This window comes from Pseudomonas sp. TH31 (assembly GCF_016650815.1).
GTDB lineage: Bacteria > Pseudomonadota > Gammaproteobacteria > Pseudomonadales > Pseudomonadaceae > Aquipseudomonas.
In genome coordinates, this window is the sequence record NZ_JAEKEZ010000033.1 from 210,518 (window position 1) to 228,137 (window position 17,620).

Below are 17,620 nucleotides of genomic sequence, written 5' to 3' on the forward strand. Positions count from 1 at the left end.
CAGCCTTCGGCAGCTCCTACAGGGAGCGGCGACACCGGCAATGTCTTTGGTGTACAACAATCGATGTAGGCGCTGCCGAAGGCTGCGATCTTTTGATCTTCACAGGAGTGACCCATGCGTGTTCTAGTCGCAAATAATCAGGATGATTTCCGCGTCAAAGCCTACGCTGGCACCAACGGCGTGTTGTTGGCCATGGACCTGGCCGAACCCCGTCGTAAAGGCTTGCTGGGGTTTGCCATCGAAAAGCAGCAGGGTGACAAACCCTGGCTGTTCCTGTTCAACAGCCTGACGTTCCCCGGCAAGGTGCACACCTTCCCCCAATACGCCGCCACCCCCAGCGATATCGCCCCGTTGCAGAAATTCCGTTGGGCCGATTACGCGGTCAATCCGGGAACGACGATGCATTACCGCGTCCACCTGGCCTATGGCACGCCGGATGCGCCGCAATTGGGCGAGTTCCTGGAGCTGTCGATCACCGCTGACGATGGTCTGCCAAAAACCAGAGCGTGATCTTCAACCGGGCCGTGGCCGCCAGCCAGGCGTTCCAGCGCAAATTCCCCGACCTCGACGCCCAGATCAGCGCCAACAAGAACCTGCCCATCGAAGCCTGGCCCATCGCTGCGCAACAATGGCTGGAAAACGGTTTGCTTGGGCGCCTCTTGGGGTTTATCAAGCGTGCAGTGGACGATCAATGGGCGCTGGACATTGCGATCTATGAGTACCAATTGCAGTCGATCATCGATGAGGTGAACGCCGCGTTCGCCCGCGGGGTCAAGGTGCGCGTGCTGTATCACGCGAAACCGGACGATCCTGATACCGCAATGAACGAAGCCAGCCTGGAAAAGATCCCGGCGGCGAACAAGCGTGGGCGAGTCACCCACAGCATCTTTCACGACAAGTTCATCGTCCTGAGCAAGGCCGATGGCGCGGGCGAGCACCAGCCGCAAGCGGTGCTCTGCGGCAGCACCAACTTCACCCCCAACGGTGTCTACCGGCAGGCCAACGTGGTGCATGTGCTGGACGATGTGCGGATCGGCACCGCTTACCTGCAAACCTTCGAGGAAGTGTGGGCGAACCCGGCGGACGTCGGCGCCACGCGAACCTGGCTGACCAAAAACAACCCCATGGACCCGACGCAGCCGCTGTTCGCCGGGTTTTCGCCGCGTTCGGGCCAGGGTGACTTGAAAGCATTCGTCGAGATCATCAACGCGGCGAAAAAGGACGTGCTGTTCGTCACCGCGTTCGCCTTGCCTGACGAGATCCTCAACGCCTTGCTCGGCCAGCCCCACGACGATATTTTGCGCTACGGCCTGCAAAACACCGCCAGCAGCATCACCGGCTTCCACGCCGACCGCACCGCCGAATTCGCCGCGACTGCATTGCTCAACACCGGGCTGGAAGGCTGGCTCAAGGAAAACATGAAAGGCCAGAAGGGCAACCTGCTGGTGCACACCAAGGCCATCGTCACCGACTTCACCACGGACACGCCGACGATCATCAGCGGCAGCCACAACCTCAGCGTGTCGGCGAGCGACGGCAATGATGAGAACTTCCTGATTATTCATGGTGATACGGACCTGGCGGATCGGTACGGCTTGGAGTTGTTGCGGTTTTATGAGCATTACCGGTTTCGTTATTTTGCGAAGAAACTGGCGCTCAAGCAGGTGCAGCCGTTGTCGGCGGATGACAGCTGGACCCATGACTATTATGTGGAAGGGGATTTGCGGCAGTTGTCGCGGTTGCGTTTCTCTGGCCGATAAAAGATCGCAGCCTTCGGCAGCTCCTACGGGGTTTTGCGTACACCTGTAGGAGCTGCCGGAGGCTGCGATCTTTTCAGCATCAACCCATTTCAGCGAAACCAGTTAGTCCGCGCCAACTCAATCACCTCATCGCCACGCCCGCTCATCACCGCTTTGAGCATGTACAGGCTGAACCCCTTGGCCTGCTCAAGCTTGATCGCCGGCGGCATGGCCAGTTCCTGAGTTGCGGTAATCACGTCCACCAGCACCGGCCCGTCATGGGCCAGCGCCTGGCGCAACGCCGGCTCCAGCGCTTGCGACTCTTCGACACGAATCCCGAGAATGCCCATGGCATTGGCCATCGCCGCAAAGTCCGGGTTGTGCAGGTCAGTACCGGTATCGAGCATCCCGGCGGACTTCATTTCCATGGCGACAAAGCCCAATGAAGCGTTGTCGTAGACGATGATTTTCACCGGCAACTTCAACTGCGCCAGGGAAATGAAATCCCCCATCAACATGCTGAAGCCGCCGTCGCCGGACAACGAAATCACCTGCCGATCAGGAAACGCCGCTTGCGCGCCGATGGCCTGAGGCATGGCGTTGGCCATCGAGCCGTGGTTGAACGAACCGAGCAACCGGCGCTTGCCATTCATCTTCAGATATCGGGCCGCCCACACCGTCGGGGTGCCGACGTCGGCGGTGAAGATCGCGTCATGATCCGCCAGTTCGCTCAGCAGCCGGGTGAGGTATTGCGGGTGAATCGGCCGGCCGAGCGATGAAGGTTGGGCCAGGTCATCAAGGCCTTGACGCGCCTTTTCGTAATGTTTGAGGGACGATTCCAGAAAGCTCCGGTCGCCGCGATAGGGTAGACGCGGCAGCAATGCGGCAAGGGTTTCGCTGACGTCGGCGGCAATGCCCAGGTCCAGCGCGGTACGTCGACCGAGGGCTTGAGGGTCGTGGTCGATCTGAATGATCGTGGCGTCGGCGGGGTAGAACTGCCGATACGGGAAGTCGGTGCCGAGCATCACCAGCGTGTCGCAGTTGAGCATCGCGTGATACCCGGAACTGAAGCCGATCAACCCGGTCATGCCGACGTCGAACGGGTTGTCCCACTCCACGTGTTCCTTGCCGCGCAAGGCATGCACCACCGGCGCGCCGAGGGCGTCGGCCAGGGCCACCACTTGGTCATGAGCACCGGCGCAGCCTGCGCCGCACATCAGGGTCACGGCTTTGCTTTGGCTGAGCCGTTCGACCAGTCGATCCAGGTCCTGGGGCGCGGGCAACGTTCGGGGTTTGGAAAGGACCGGCCAGGGCTTGAGATTGTCTTCGACTTCCTGCAACGCCACGTCACCGGGAATCACCACCACCGCGACGCCACGATTAAGGATCGCGCTGCGCATCGCCCGGTGCAGCACCTGCGGCATCTGCGCCGGGTTGCTGACCAGTTCGACGAAGTGGCTGCATTCCTTGAACAGGTCCTGCGGATGGGTTTCCTGAAAGTAGTTCAGGCCGACTTCGGACGAGGGAATCTGCGCGGCGATGGCCAGCACCGGCACATGGTTTTTGTGGCAGTCGAACAACCCGTTGATCAAATGCAGGTTGCCCGGCCCGCAACTGCCGGCACACACCGCCAGTTCTCCAGTGACGGCCGCTTCGGCCCCGGCGGCAAACGCCGCGACTTCTTCGTGACGCACGTGCATCCATTCGATGCTGTTCATGGTGCGCAGGGCTTCGGTCAGGCCGTTGAGGCTGTCGCCGGTCAGGCCCCAGATGCGTTTGACGCCAGCCTGTTCAAGAGTGGTTGCCAGTTGCTGGGCAATGGTGATTTTCGCCATGGGGTGCTCCAGTGATCGATGAGTTGTCCTCGGGATTAAAAGAGGACAACTCAAAGACCGGCATGACTCCCCCCGATTGAAGATCAGATCAGGTGTCGCGCGACCTGTAGCAGCTGTCGAGCCCGCGAGGCTGCGTTCGGCTGCGCAGCAGTCGTGAAATCAGGCGATGCGGCGTATCAGGAATATCTCGCACTCAGGTTTACGACTGCTGCGCAGCCGAACGCAGCCTCGCGGGCTCGACAGCTGCTACACGAGCCGAACGCAGGCTTGGCAGCTGCAACAGGGAGCGTATTTGGCTTGCGATTTTTTAACTGATCCGCATTAGGAGGTCATCGCCTTTTTGTACTGTCGGGTACGCCGGGCGATGTACACCTGATCGCGGATCAATGCCCATAATGCCGAGACTTGCGGCCGGGGCTTAAGTCCGCGACTCAGGCGATGCAACTGGAATTTCACCACCGCCATGCTTGCCAGTGCGGCCAGGGGTTTGCGCTTCCACTGTATTGGCGGCAGTTGCGGGTGGCTGTTGCGGCCTTCGCGCCAGTGTTTGACCAGGTGCGGCTCAATCGCCATCGCCGTGCCGATCCCGGCCATGGCGATGCCGCTGTCGAGCACTTGTTCGACGATCGCCAAACGGCGAATCCCGCCGGTCACCATCACGGGCATGCGCGCCACGCTGGCCAGTTCGCCGGCCATCTCCAGGAAGTAAGCTTCGCGGGCCAGCGTCCGGCCATCCCGTGCTTCGCCTTGCATCGCCGGGGCTTCGTAGCTGCCGCCGGACAGTTCCAACAAGTCGATCTGCTGCTCGTTGAGCCACTGGATCACTTGCTTGGCATCGTTGGCATCGAAGCCGCCGCGCTGGAAATCTGCAGAGTTGAGCTTCACCGCCACACAGAATTGTGGCGACACAGCGTTGCGAACCGCGCTCACCACCGCCAGCAGCAAACGCGCACGATTTTCCAGTGAGCCCCCCATTGATCGGTGCGGCGGTTGGTCAGCGGGGACAGAAACTGGCTGAGCAAATATCCGTGGGCCGCATGGATCTGCACGCCGGTGAACCCAGCCTTTTGCGCCAGGGCGGCGCTGGTGGCGAAGCGCTGGATCACCTCGGTGATATCGCTGTCGGTCATCGGCTTCGGTTCAGCGAACATCTTCGAAAACCCACCCAGATCCAGCGCCACCGCCGATGGCGCCAAGGCCCGTTGACCCAGGTTGGCCATGGTCTGGCGGCCGGGGTGGTTGAGCTGTACCCAGAACTGTGCGCCGCCGCCCCGGCCAATGGTTGCCCACTGACGAAAACGTTGTAGGTGCTGCTCGTCTTCCAGGACCACGCCGCCGGGACCGGTCATGGCGCGCCGGTCGATCATCACGTTGCCGGTGAGCAACAACCCGGCTTCGCCCTTGGCCCAGGCTTGATACAGGCGCAACAACGCATCCGAGGGGGCTTGTTGGGTGTCGGCGAGATTTTCCTCCATCGCGGCTTTGGCGATGCGATTGCCGATGGTCTGGCCGTTGGGTAAATTCAACGCTTGGAAGGGCGACATTGCTTGACTCCTCATCAGTGATGCGTAGAGGCTAAGCTTAAAGTTAACTTTAATGTCAAGCGGGTAAATGAGGCTGAAATGAAAATTGGTGAATTGGCGCAGTTGAGCGGGTTCAACCCGTCGCGCATTCGGTTTTACGAGGCTCAGGGCCTGATCCAGAAAGTGGAACGCCGGGCCAATGGCTACCGGCATTATCCCGACCAGGTGTTGCAAACGCTGTATCTGATCCAGTGCGCGCAGCAGGCCGGGTTCAGCCTGGAAGAGTTGAAGCAACTGATGCCAGACACTGCGACCGGTGAATTCAACCACGACGAACTGCTGGCGGGTCTCAAGCGCAAAGTCGAGCAGATTGAAGAGATGCAAAAGCATCTGGCGCAGAGCAAGGCCAAGCTGCTGGCGGTGATCGACGACATTCAAGCGAAGCCCGAGGGCATGGGTTGCGACGCGAACGCCGAGCGGGTGCTGGCGTCGTTCAAGCAGACGCGCTGATAGCGTTGGGTGCGGGGATCGGATTGCGCATTAGCGTGCCCACCACCAGCGCTCCCAGCAATGCCAGTAAACCGGCGACCAACAGCAGCAAGCTGAAACCGCCGACGAACGCCTGCCGGGCCAATGGTTCGACCACACTGTGCGCGGTTTCCGGCAGCAGCCCCAGCGCCGCCGCCATGTCTCCGGCCACCACCCGCGATGCGATACCTCGCGTCTGATCCAGCCATTGCCCGCCTTGTGCCGACAGGCTGTTACGCAGCAACAACTCGGTATGACTGGCCAGCAATGCGCCGAACACGCCGATGGCCAACATGATCGCGCTAAAGCGCATGGTGGTGCTCATGCCCGAGGCCATGCCGGCGCGGTCCCGAGGCACGCAGGCCATGATGTTTTTCTGCGTGTCGCCATTCAGCAGCCCGGCCCCGGCCCCGGTTACGGCAATCGCCAGCGCGAAGGGCAGGTAGCCGCCGCTGTTGACTGCCCAGGCGCTGAGCAGGTTGCCGCTGCCGACCAGTGTCAGCCCGGCGGCCATCAAGGTCGCGGGTTCAAACCGGCTCGCCAGCCGTGCACCGATGCGCGGGCAGATCAGCATCGTCAGGGCAAACGGCAACATCCCCAGTCCCGAAGCGATGGCCGAGAAACCCAAGCCGTTTTGCAGGTAGAACGGCAGAAACGTCATCATCACCTGGGCGCACCCGGCGTAGGCAAACATCCCCAGCAGCGCGCCGATAAAGCGCGGATGCTTGAACAATTGCAGGTCGACCATCGGCCGTTGCTGCATCCGTTCAATCAGCACAAACAACCCCAGCAATAGCGCGCCGCCGATCAGCCGGGCGTAGGTCAGCGGGTTGCTCCAGCCAATGCGGTTGGCTTCGATCAAGCCCCAGATCAGGCACAACAAACTCGCACTGAACACCAGGCTGCCCCACGGATCGAGGCGCGCAGCCTGGGTGTCCCGGATTCCGGCACGTTGCGCCAGACCATCGCCATCAGCAGCACACCCACCGGCAGGTTGAGGTAGAAAATCCAGCGCCAGCCCACGTATTCGGTGATTAATCCGCCGAGGGTAGGCGCAGCGGTCATCGCCACGCCCATGCACGCGCCCCAGAACGCCCAGGCTTTGGCCCGTTCCACTTCGTCGTGAAAGGTATGACCGATGGACGCCAGCGCCGAGGTCAGCAGCAACGCCGCGCCGACACCCTTGATCGCCCGGGCAATGTCGAGCAACAACGCGCTCGGCGCAGCACCGCAACCGATTGAAGCGAGAATAAAGATGCCCAGGCCCCAGAGCAGGGTTTTTTGCCGGCCAAAGCGGTCGGCGATGCTGCCTGCGGGCAGTAGCAGCGCAGCGAACGTCAGCATGTAGGCGCTGACCACCCACTCGATGTCGGCAAAATTGGCGCCCAGGTCCCGTGCAATGGTCGGCAGGGTGACGGCTACGATGTTTGTGTCGAGGACGATCAACGAACACACCCCAGAGGCGGTCAGCAGTGTCATGCGTGGGCTGACCCGGTTCATGAGGTGATTGCCTTTTGAGCAAGGTGTTTGACGTACATGGTTTTGGCTCTCTACTGTGGCTGCATCGAAAGCTTATCCCGGTCCAAGTCAGCCTTTGTTAGCTGCCGGTCGAGACTTCATTACCTTTGAGCTAACACGCCGATGGATATTCGCCACTTCCGCTACTTCCTGGCCGTTGCCCGGCAGCGCAACTTCACCCGGGCTGCGGAGCAACTGGGCATCGCACCACCGACCTTGAGCCGGCAGATTCAGGACATGGAAACCGAACTGGGCACCCGGCTGTTCCTGCGCCGCCAGCGCGACGTCAGCCTGACCGAGGCCGGCGCGGCATTGGTGATCGAAGCCGAAGCCACGGTGCGCCAGTTCGAATTCGCCCAACGCAATGCCCAGCGTGCCGGGCGTGGTGATATTGGCCATATCGAACTGGGTTACGTGGCGTCGGCGGTGTACTCGGGGTTGCTGCAAAAACAGGTGCAAGCGTTTAGCCGCCAGTGTCCGGACGTCAGCCTGAATGTGCGGGAAAGTCCAATGGCCGCGCTGCCGGGCCTGGTGATCGAGGGTCGATTCGATATCGGTTATGTTCGTTCGCCCATGACCCTGCCCGACGGGTTGGAGGCGATTCGGCTCGATTCAGAAGGCTTTGTCCTGGCGCTGTCCGGCGATTCCTGGCTGTGCCGCTTGCCACAGATCAGCCCGGCGCATTTGCAAAATGAAACCTTCATCCTGCCGGAGCAAATCAGCGGCACTTTGCAAGTCGCCGCGCAGGGTGGTTTCGCACCGACCCTGGGGGCACAACCGGGCGGGTTGGTGGCAGTGATTGCCTTGGTGTCGCTGGGGCAGGGCGTGGCGGTGGTGCCGGAATCGGTGGTCGGGCATGTCGGGTTGCCGGGTGTGGTGTACCGGCGGATCGAAGGGTGTGAGGCGAGCTCCTGGCTGTCGATGGTTTATCGGCGGTTTGAGAGGTCGGCGGTGGTGGCCAGGTATATTGAACAAGTGAAGGGGGTAACAGCGAAAAGATCGCAGCCTTCGGCAGCTCCTACAGGAGCACGCAATCCCATGTAGGAGCTGCCGAAGGCTGCGATCCTTTGATCTGCTACAGATCTTGTAATAATTTCCCGCTGTAGGAAATGTCTCCATCACCTGTACGCTCCAAGTCCTTTTTGCCTTTCAGGACCTGCATGAACACCCTCTCGGAGCCTCCCAGTCAGCCCTTCATCTCGCGCATTCGCGCAACCCTGACGCACGCCAAACACCCGGTTTTCCGATTCCAGTCTCTCCCTTCTATCGCAGCCCCACGGCCCTCGCGCCGCACCTTGCCGTGCCCGGCATTCTGAATTCGCTGAAGAGATCGAGATATTTTTATGGAATGGATGGCTGACCCCACCGCGTGGCTGGGCCTGTTGACCTTGATCGTGCTGGAGCTGGTGCTGGGCATCGACAACCTGGTGTTTATTGCGATCCTGGCGGACAAGTTGCCGCCGGAGCAGCGTGACCGTGCACGCATCATCGGTTTGTCCCTCGCGCTGCTGATGCGCCTTGGCTTGCTGGCGAGTATTTCCTGGTTGGTGACCCTGACTCAGCCACTGTTCGAGGTGTTCGACAAAAGCTTCTCGGGCCGAGACCTGATCATGCTGTTCGGCGGTGTGTTCCTGTTGTTCAAGGCCACCATGGAATTGCATGAACGGCTCGAAGGTCATATCGGCCAGCGCGCCAGTAACAGCACTTATGCGAAGTTCTGGCCCATCGTGGCGCAGATCGTGGTGCTCGACGCGGTGTTCTCCCTCGATGCGGTGATAACCGCCGTGGGCATGGTTGATGAATTGGCGGTGATGATGATCGCGGTGATTATTTCCATCGGCCTGATGATCGTCGCCAGCAAGCCGCTGACCCGATTCGTCAACGAACACCCGACGGTGATCATGCTCTGTCTGGGCTTTTTGATGATGATCGGCTTCGCCCTGACCGCCGAGGGCCTGGGGTTCCACATTCCCAAGGGCTACCTGTATGCCGCCATCGGCTTCTCGATCCTGATCGAAGTGTTCAACCAGATTGCCCGGGCCCGACGCAAGCGTTCCCTGCAGGGGCTACGGCCGATGCGCGAGCGTACCGCCCATGCGGTGATGCGTTTGCTGGGTGGTCGTACCTTGGCGGCGGAAGAGGTTGGCGAGGAGATTGCTGACTTGCTGGATAACGGTGCAGCGCCGAGTGAAGTGTTGTTCGACCGGCGCGAGCGGGTGATGATCAGTGGCGTGCTGCAACTGGCCGAGCGGCCGATTCGGACCTTGATGACCGTGCGGGCTGACGTCGACCACATCGATTTATCTGACGATGCCGAGACCATTCGTACACGGCTGATGCACTCGTCCTACTCGCGCCTGCCGCTGATTCGCGACGGCGCGGTGGATGAACCGTTGGGCTTCGTGCACAAAAAGGAACTGTTGAAGGAATACCTGGCCGGTAACGAGCCTGACCTTGAAGAGCTGGCGCGCAAAACCATCAACTTGCTGGACAGTTATTCGATCCTTAATGCTTTGGAACAGATGCGCAAAGCCTCGACCCACATTGCCTTTGTGGTCAATGAATTCGGTGATTTTGTCGGTGTGCTGACCATGACCGATATTCTCGAGTCGATCGCTGGCGAACTGCCGGACGCCAGCGAAATAGAAGGTCCGGATGTGGTTGAAGAGCAGGGCGGGTTCATGGTCAGCGGTGCGTTGAACCTGGCTCGGACTCGGCAGTTGACCGGTTTCAGCGCCGAACCCACTGAGGATTACCAGACCCTCGCCGGGTTGGTGATGAGCGTGCTGGATCGCCTGCCGATGATCGGTGACAGCCATGAGTGGGACGGCTGGACGATGACGGTGATGGCGGTGGAAGAGCGGCGGGTGATGCGGGTGTTGCTCAAGCGTATCGGCTAGGGATTTTGTGTTGGTTTTCAGGGCCTCATCGCGAGCAGGCTCGCTCCCACATTTTGATCGAGGGTGTACACAACGTTTGTGTTCACAGGCGACCCCTGTGGGAGCGAGCCTGCTCGCGATAGCGATCTACCCGACAACACAAATCTCAACCCCGGACCAAAGAACTCGCCCGGGCAACAGTACACAATCTACGCAAAATCCAAGGCTTGATGACGTTAAAGGAGGGTGGCGGGTGAGTCTACTGTCAGAAATTACAGGCAGGAATGCACTATTTCCCGTCGACACCCTCCGAGTAGGAGCTGCCGAAGGTTGAGATCTTTTGATCTTGCGCTTGAGATTCAAGCGATCTTCAGAGAAAAGATCGCAGCCTTCGGCAGCTCCTACAAGAGAATCGCCGTGCCACATTTTGAGTCGCCATGCTTCGGATGTGGTGCAAGTACCCGCGCACTGTGGCCCTTGGTAGCGCTCCGCCACCGGTGCGTTTGGTAACGCTTTAACCGCGCCATCACCTATCCATATGATTCAAAACACTTTTCAATCTCCCCAATATTGCCCCACATCCTATGGCACACTTTCTGCTGTCTATTCCGTTGTTACATACCTACTTCCGGTATAGCGGAATACATATCATCTGGAGTGCTTGCCATGCATCGCCGACCTTCCTTGTTCAAAGCGTGTGTTTTGATTCTCGCGGCTTCCGCCGCTGCCGTGGGTGTTGCCCAGGCGGCGGACAGCAAGCTCGATAGCGTGCTGTCTCGTGGGAAATTGATCGTGGGTACGGGGAGTACCAACGCGCCGTGGCACTTCCAGGGAGCGGACGGCAAGTTGCAGGGTTTTGATATTGATATCGGGCACATGATTGCCAAGGGTTTGTTCAACGACCCGAGCAAGGTCGAGTATGTGGTGCAGTCGTCCGATGCGCGGATTCCCAACCTGCTGACTGACAAAGTCGACATCAGTTGCCAGTTCATTACCGTGACCGCCAGCCGTGCGCAGCAGGTTGCATTCACCCTGCCGTACTACCGCGAAGGCGTCGGCCTGTTGCTGCCGACCAACAGCAAGTACAAGGAAATCGAAGACTTGCAAGCCGCTGGCGACAGCGTGACCGTGGCGGTGCTGCAAAACGTGTACGCCGAAGAACTGGTGCATCAGGCGCTGCCCAAGGCCAAGGTCGACCAGTACGACAGCGTCGACTTGATGTATCAAGCCGTGAACTCCGGCCGGGCCGATACCGCCGCCACCGATCAGTCGTCGGTCAAATACCTGATGGTGCAGAACCCTGGCCGCTATCGCAGCCCGACCTACGCCTGGAGCCCGCAAACCTACGCCTGTGCCGTCAAACGCGGCGATCAGGACTGGCTGAACTTCGTCAACACCGTGCTGCATGAAGCCATGACCGGCGTCGAGTTCCCGACCTACGCGGCGTCGTTCAAACAATGGTTCGGTGTCGATCTACCTACCCCAGCCATCGGTTTCCCCGTCGAATTCAAATGAAAACTGCTGCGCTCGAAAATACTGCGTTGAAAACAGCCTCGAAATGCTCATTGGCTAAAGCCAACTCCGCTTTCTCGCCTGTTTTCGCCTTGTCTTTCCTTCGCTCGCGACGTTTCCATTTCTAAAATGATGAGCGGGGCGGCTATGAAGGCGCCCCGTTCAAGGTACTGCTGACCATGAACTATCAGTTGAACTTTGCCGCCGTGTGGCGCGATTTTCCCAGTTTGCTAGCGGGGCTCGGTCTGGGCCTTGAGCTGGCTCTGGTGTCGATCGCCATCGGCTGCGTGATCGGCCTGCTGATGGCGTTTGCTTTGTTATCCAGGCATCGCGCATTGCGGGTGCTGGCGTCGGTGTACGTGACGGTGGTCCGTAACACGCCGATTCTGGTGTTGATTCTGTTGATCTACTTTGCGTTGCCGAGCCTGGGCATTCGCCTGGACAAGATCCCTTCGTTCATCATCACCCTGTCGCTGTATGCCGGGGCGTACCTGACCGAAGTGTTCCGCGGCGGGCTGTCGAGCATTCCCAAGGGCCAGCGTGAAGCCGGGTTGGCCATCGGGCTCGGCGAGTGGCAGGTCAAGGCCTACGTCACCGTGCCGGTGATGCTGCGCAACGTGCTGCCAGCGCTGTCGAACAACTTCATTTCGCTGTTCAAGGACACCTCGCTGGCGGCTGCAATTGCGGTGCCGGAGCTGACCTATTACGCGCGCAAGATCAATGTCGAGAGCTACCGGGTGATCGAAACCTGGATGGTGACCACAGCGCTCTATGTTGCGGCCTGTTACCTCATTGCCATGATCCTGCGTTACCTCGAGCAGCGTCTGGCGATTCGCCGATAGGAGCCTCCCATGTACGAATCCCCTAGTTGGTTGCATGAGTTGTGGGTGGCGCGAGACGTGCTTTGGCAGGGCTTTCTGGTCACGGTGCAGTGCTCGGCCCTGGCGATTTTGCTGGGCACGCTGATCGGTATTGTGGCCGGGCTGGTGCTGACGTACGGCAATGTCTGGATGCGCGCACCGTTTCGCTTCTACGTCGATTTGATCCGTGGCACGCCGGTGTTTGTGCTGGTGCTGGCCTGCTTCTATATGGCGCCGGCGCTGGGCTGGCAGATCAGCGCATTTCAGGCCGGTGCCTTGGGCCTGACGCTGTTTTGCGGTTCCCACGTCGCCGAGATCGTCCGTGGTGCGCTGCAAGCGTTGCCGCGCGGGCAGATGGAAGCGAGCAAGGCAATTGGCCTGACGTTTTACCAGTCGCTGGGTTACGTGTTGCTGCCTCAGGCGTTGCGGCAGATCCTGCCGACCTGGGTCAACTCGTCCACCGAGATCGTCAAGGCTTCGACCTTGCTGTCGGTGATCGGCGTCGCCGAGTTGCTGCTCAGCACGCAACAGATCATCGCCCGGACCTTCATGACCCTGGAGTTCTACCTGTTCGCCGGTTTCCTCTTTTTCGTCATCAACTACGCCATCGAATTACTCGGCCGGCACATTGAAAAGCGGGTGGCTTTGCCATGACTCAGACTTCTACTGCACCAAACGGCCAGGCTCTGCTGGACATCCGCGGCCTGCACAAACAATACGGCAAGCTCGAAGTGCTCAAGGGCGTCGACCTGACCATGCAGCGCGGTAACGTGGTCACGCTGATCGGTTCCAGCGGCTCGGGCAAGACCACGTTGTTGCGCTGTGTGAACATGCTCGAAGAATTCCAGGGCGGGCAGATCCTGCTCGACGGCGAATCCATCGGTTATGACGAGGTCAACGGCAAACGTGTACGCCACGCGGAAAAAGTCATTGCCCGCCATCGCGCGATGACCGGCATGGCGTTCCAGCAGTTCAACCTGTTCCCGCACTTGACCGCGTTGCAGAACGTCACCCTCGGTTTGCTCAAGGTCAAAAAGCTGCACAAGGATGAAGCCGTGGCGCTGGCCGAGAAATGGTTGGAGCGGGTCGGCTTGTTCGAACGCCGTGATCACTATCCCGGCCAGTTGTCCGGCGGTCAGCAACAACGCGTGGCGATTGCCCGGGCGATTGCGATGAACCCGAGCCTGATGCTGTTCGACGAAGTCACCTCGGCCCTGGACCCGGAACTGGTCGGCGAAGTGCTGAACGTGATCAAGGGCCTGGCCGATGAAGGCATGACCATGCTGCTGGTGACCCACGAAATGCGTTTTGCCTTCGAAGTCTCGGACAAAATCGTCTTCATGAACCAAGGGCGAATCGAAGAGCAGGGGCCCCCAAGGAACTGTTCGAACACCCGAAATCGCCGCGTCTGGCGGAATTTCTCAAGAACACTCGTTTTTAACCCTATTAATCAGGAGAAACACTCATGAGCATTACTCGTTACGGCACCGGCAGCAGCGCCGGTGGCGGCCAGCCTCGTCCTTTCGCCCGCGCCGTTGAAGCCGATGGCTGGCTGTATGTGTCCGGCCAGGTGCCGGCGCTGGATGGCGAAATCATTGTGGGCGGTATCGTCGAGCAAACTCACCAGACCATGAAGAACCTGATCGCGATCCTCGAAGAAGCCGGTTATGGCCTCGAAGACGTGGTGCGTGCTGGCGTATGGTTGGAAGATCCGCGGGATTTCTGGAGTTTCAACAAGGTGTTTTCCGAGTACTTCAAAAGCGAACACGCCCCGGCCCGGGCCTGCGTGCAGGCGAACATGATGGTTGATTGCAAGGTTGAGATTGACTGCATCGCGTACAAGAAAAAGGCCTGAACCCTATTGGCTCTTGTAGGCGCTGCCGAAGGCTGCGATCTTTTGGCGTTTTTGGAGATGCCGAGATCGTCCGAACGCGGCCCGAGCCTGCGGCAGCTTCTACGGGGCAAATTGTATGGGAATCATTGACATGACCGAAGACACCATCAAGCGCCGGGCACGCGGTCTGGACCGGGCGTTCGATATCCTCGATTTCCTCAAGGAAATCGGCCAGCCCCTGCGCCCGAACGAAATCGCCAGCGGCATCGGCAGCCCGAAATCCACGGTCTACGAACTGGTGGCCTCGCTGCTGGAACGGCGCATCCTTGAACCCGTGGGCAAGGACGGTCACGTTTACCTCGGCCGTCAGCTGTACTTCCTCGGGCAGGCGCACTTGCGCCATTTCGACCTGACTCGCGAGGCCGATCACGCCCTCCAGGAAATCGTCAGTCAGACCCACGAAACCGCGCAAATGTGCCTGCTCAATGGTCGCAAGTACACCGTTGCGCTGATGAAAGAGGGCGAGCGGCATTTTCGTATTTCCTCGGACATCGGCGAAAACGCGCCAATTCCCTGGACCGCTTCCGGGCGCCTGCTGCTGGCGCACTTGAGCGATCAGGCAATCATCGACCTGATCGACCACGACGACTTCATCCTGCCTGGCGGCGAACGCCTGCCGCTGGAACAGTTTCTCCAGGAAATCCGCCAGGCTGGCCTTGATGGATTTTTCTCCTTCGACAGCGTCGCCGACACGTTTACCCATTGCTTCGCCGCCCCGGTCAAAGACCCCAGCGGCATCGCCATTGCAACCCTGTGCATCGTCGCCCCTCGGGCCGATGCCAAGAACAATTACAACGACTATCGCCGGGTGCTGATCGACAGCGCGAACAACCTGGCCCGACGTATCAACGAATAATAGCGGCTGCCTGCGGCCGCGAATGTAAGGAGTTTGACCATGTCTTCTGTCGAATCGACTGCTGCCGTAGAAAAGGGCTTTGCGCACACCGGTGCGCATCTGGTGCGTGACGTCAGCCTGCCGGTACTGGTGTTGCACCGTGAGGCGCTGGAACACAACATTCGCTGGATGCAGGCGTTTGTCAGCAACAGCGGCGCGGAACTGGCGCCCCATGGCAAAACCAGCATGACCCCGGCGCTGTTTCGCCGCCAACTGGACGCCGGCGCCTGGGGCATCACTCTGGCCAGCGCGACCCAGACCCGTGCCGGTTACGCCCATGGCGTGCGTCGGGTGTTGATGGCCAACCAACTGGTAGGCACGCCGAACATGGCGTTGATCGCTGACTTGCTGGCAGACCCGACTTTCGAATTCCATTGCATGGTCGATCATCCGGATAACGTCGCTGACCTTGGCGCGTACTTCGCCTCGCGCGGTGTGCGGTTGAACGTGATGATTGAATACGGCGTGGTCGGCGGTCGCTGCGGTTGCCGCAGTGAGCTGGAAGTAATCGAACTGGCCAAAGCCATCGCGGCGCAACCGGCGTTGGCGCTGACCGGTATCGAAGGTTACGAAGGGGTGATTCACGGCGATCACGCGGTCAGCGGTATCCGTGAATTTGCGGCTTCCCTGGTGCGTCTGGCGGTGCAGTTGCAGGACAGCGGAGCATTCGCGATTCCCAAGCCGATCATCACCGCGTCGGGCTCGGCCTGGTACGACCTGATCGCCGAATCCTTCGAAGCCCAGAACGCCAGCGGGCGCTTTCTCAGCGTGCTGCGCCCCGGCAGTTACGTGGCCCACGACCACGGCATCTATAAAGAGGCGCAGTGCTGCGTACTCGACCGTCGCAGCGATCTGCATGAAGGCCTGCGTCCGGCGCTGGAAATCTGGGCGCATGTTCAGTCGATGCCGGAACCGGGCTTTGCAGTGATCGCCCTCGGTAAGCGCGACGTGGCGTATGACGCCGGCTTGCCGGTGCCGTTGTTGCGTTACAAGGCCGGCGTGCTGCCGGCGGTGGGTGACGATGTGAGCGCCTGCAAGGTGACGGCGGTGATGGACCAGCATGCGTTCATGACCGTGGCGCCGGGGGTTGAGCTGCGGGTCGGGGACATCATTTCGTTTGGTACTTCGCATCCGTGCCTGACGTTCGATAAGTGGCGCACCGGGTGTCTGGTGGATGAGCAGTTGCAGGTGATTGAAACCATGGAAACCTGTTTCTAAGGCCTGAAACCGAGGTGTGGCCTTCGCGGGCAAGCCTTGCTCCTACAGGTTTTGTGGTTGTCACCGGATAGGGGCTCGACACAAAACCTGTAGGAGCAAGGCTTGCCCGCGAAGACACCCTCCCAGACCACATCGCAACACCAGAGACCCCACACTCATGAACACCATCAACACCCTGGGCCCCAACACCCCGCGCATCGCCCTGATCGGCGAGTGCATGATCGAGTTGCAGCAGCGGGCCGACGGCAGCCTGCAACAAAGCTTCGGCGGCGATACCCTGAACACGGCGGTCTACCTGTCCCGGGAACTGGGCGAAGGTGGCACGGTGGATTACGTCACCGCCCTGGGCGATGACAGTTTCAGCGATGCCATGTGCAGGAGTTGGGCGTCCGAGAACATCGGCCTGGACAGGGTCCAGCGCTTGCCCGGCCGTTTACCTGGCTTGTATTGCATCCAGACTGACGCTGCCGGCGAGCGCCGCTTCCTTTACTGGCGCAACGAAGCCGCTGTCCGTAGCTGTTTCACCACCCCGGCGGCGGAACCGATTCTGGCGGCGTTGCCGGACTACGACGTGCTGTATTTCAGCGGCATCACCCTGGCGGTGCTCGGCGAGCAGGGCCGGCAGAAGTTACTGGAAACCCTGATCGAGGCGCGGCAGCGGGATGCGCGAATCGTCTTCGACAACAACTACCGACCACGGCTGTGGGCTTCGCTTGAGGAGGCGCGTGCGGCCTATCGCAGTGTTTTGCCTTACGTCGACCTGGCATTGCTGACCGTCGATGACGAACAGGCGCTGTTTCATTTTTCCGATAGCGATGCGGTGTTTGACGCGTACGAGTTGATCGGCACGCCGGAAGTGGTGCTCAAGCGCGGCGCCGAGGCTTGCCTGATTCGCTGTGGCGGCGAGTCGTTCGAAGTGCCGGCGCAGAAGGTCGAGCGCGTGGTGGACACCACGGCGGCGGGGGATTCGTTCAGTGCGGCGTATCTGGCCAGTCGGCTCAAGGGGGCAGCCCGGTGGAGGCCGCCGAGGCGGGGCATCGGTTGGCGAGCCAGGTCATTCAAGTTCCGGGAGCACTGATCCCCAAATCTTGAAATACCATCCCAATGTAGGAGCTGCCGAAGGCTGCGATCTTTTGATTTTGATTTTGATTTTCAAGATCAAGATCAAGATCAAGATCAAAAGATCGCAGCCTTCGGCAGCTCCTACAGGTCGATCATT

At 60.1% G+C, this 17,620-nt stretch carries 10 protein-coding genes and 5 pseudogenes; 12 read left to right on the forward strand and 3 right to left on the reverse strand.

Annotated elements, in window-relative coordinates:
- Nucleotides 1-114 precede the first annotated feature (114 nt).
- Nucleotides 115-1,760 (forward strand): annotated as a pseudogene (locus JFV26_RS26610) (phospholipase D-like domain-containing protein).
- Nucleotides 1,761-1,849: 89 nt separating this feature from the next.
- On the opposite strand, the gene poxB reads toward JFV26_RS26610, so the two are convergent.
- Both poxB and JFV26_RS26620 read right to left on the reverse strand, forming a co-directional pair.
- Nucleotides 1,850-3,574, reverse strand: coding sequence for a ubiquinone-dependent pyruvate dehydrogenase (poxB, locus tag JFV26_RS26615; protein ID WP_201196518.1), 1,725 nt, complete (start codon nucleotides 3,572-3,574; stop codon nucleotides 1,850-1,852).
- Nucleotides 3,575-3,895: 321 nt separating this feature from the next.
- Nucleotides 3,896-5,118 (reverse strand): annotated as a pseudogene (locus JFV26_RS26620) (NADH:flavin oxidoreductase/NADH oxidase family protein).
- Nucleotides 5,119-5,196: 78 nt separating this feature from the next.
- On the opposite strand from JFV26_RS26620, the gene JFV26_RS26625 reads away from it, so the two are divergent.
- Complete coding sequence (locus JFV26_RS26625; RefSeq protein ID WP_201196520.1) at nucleotides 5,197-5,607, forward strand: MerR family transcriptional regulator; 411 nt, start codon at nucleotides 5,197-5,199, stop codon at nucleotides 5,605-5,607.
- On the opposite strand, the pseudogene JFV26_RS26630 reads toward JFV26_RS26625, so the two are convergent.
- Nucleotides 5,591-7,125 (reverse strand): annotated as a pseudogene (locus JFV26_RS26630) (MFS transporter). The gene JFV26_RS26625 and the pseudogene JFV26_RS26630 sit on opposite strands and share 17 nt — an antisense overlap.
- Before the next feature lie 141 nt (nucleotides 7,126-7,266).
- Here JFV26_RS26630 and JFV26_RS26635 point away from each other — a divergent pair.
- The 10 genes and pseudogenes from JFV26_RS26635 (at nucleotide 7,267) to JFV26_RS26680 (ending at nucleotide 17,493) form a co-directional block, all read left to right on the forward strand.
- The gene (locus JFV26_RS26635) at nucleotides 7,267-8,187 is read left to right on the forward strand and encodes a LysR family transcriptional regulator (RefSeq protein ID WP_201196522.1); all 921 of its coding nucleotides are present in this window, start codon (nucleotides 7,267-7,269) and stop codon (nucleotides 8,185-8,187) included.
- 299 nt (nucleotides 8,188-8,486) lie between these two features.
- A complete protein-coding gene (locus JFV26_RS26640; protein WP_201196524.1) occupies nucleotides 8,487-10,043 on the forward strand; it encodes a TerC family protein in 1,557 nt (518 codons plus the stop codon).
- A gap of 645 nt (nucleotides 10,044-10,688) precedes the next feature.
- On the forward strand, nucleotides 10,689-11,537 hold the full coding sequence (locus tag JFV26_RS26645; protein WP_201196525.1) for a transporter substrate-binding domain-containing protein: 849 nt from the start codon (nucleotides 10,689-10,691) through the stop codon (nucleotides 11,535-11,537).
- A 176-nt stretch (nucleotides 11,538-11,713) separates the two neighbouring features.
- The gene (locus JFV26_RS26650; protein WP_201196527.1) at nucleotides 11,714-12,376 is read left to right on the forward strand and encodes an amino acid ABC transporter permease; all 663 of its coding nucleotides are present in this window, start codon (nucleotides 11,714-11,716) and stop codon (nucleotides 12,374-12,376) included.
- Between the two features lie 9 nt (nucleotides 12,377-12,385).
- Nucleotides 12,386-13,048 (forward strand): amino acid ABC transporter permease, encoded by a 663-nt coding sequence (locus tag JFV26_RS26655; RefSeq protein WP_201196529.1) that lies wholly within the window; start codon nucleotides 12,386-12,388, stop codon nucleotides 13,046-13,048.
- Nucleotides 13,045-13,835, forward strand: a pseudogene (locus JFV26_RS26660) (amino acid ABC transporter ATP-binding protein). The gene JFV26_RS26655 and the pseudogene JFV26_RS26660 overlap by 4 nt, the downstream one beginning before the upstream one ends.
- Nucleotides 13,836-13,859: 24 nt before the next feature.
- The gene (locus JFV26_RS26665; protein WP_201196531.1) at nucleotides 13,860-14,249 is read left to right on the forward strand and encodes a RidA family protein; all 390 of its coding nucleotides are present in this window, start codon (nucleotides 13,860-13,862) and stop codon (nucleotides 14,247-14,249) included.
- 130 nt (nucleotides 14,250-14,379) lie between these two features.
- Nucleotides 14,380-15,144, forward strand: coding sequence for an IclR family transcriptional regulator (locus JFV26_RS26670; RefSeq protein ID WP_201196533.1), 765 nt, complete (start codon nucleotides 14,380-14,382; stop codon nucleotides 15,142-15,144).
- 39 nt (nucleotides 15,145-15,183) lie between these two features.
- Nucleotides 15,184-16,401 carry an amino acid deaminase gene (locus tag JFV26_RS26675; RefSeq protein WP_201196534.1) on the forward strand — a complete coding sequence of 406 codons (1,218 nt, stop codon included), beginning with the start codon at nucleotides 15,184-15,186 and terminating at the stop codon, nucleotides 16,399-16,401.
- Between the two features lie 157 nt (nucleotides 16,402-16,558).
- Nucleotides 16,559-17,493, forward strand: a pseudogene (locus JFV26_RS26680) (sugar kinase).
- Nucleotides 17,494-17,620: the final 127 nt, after the last annotated feature.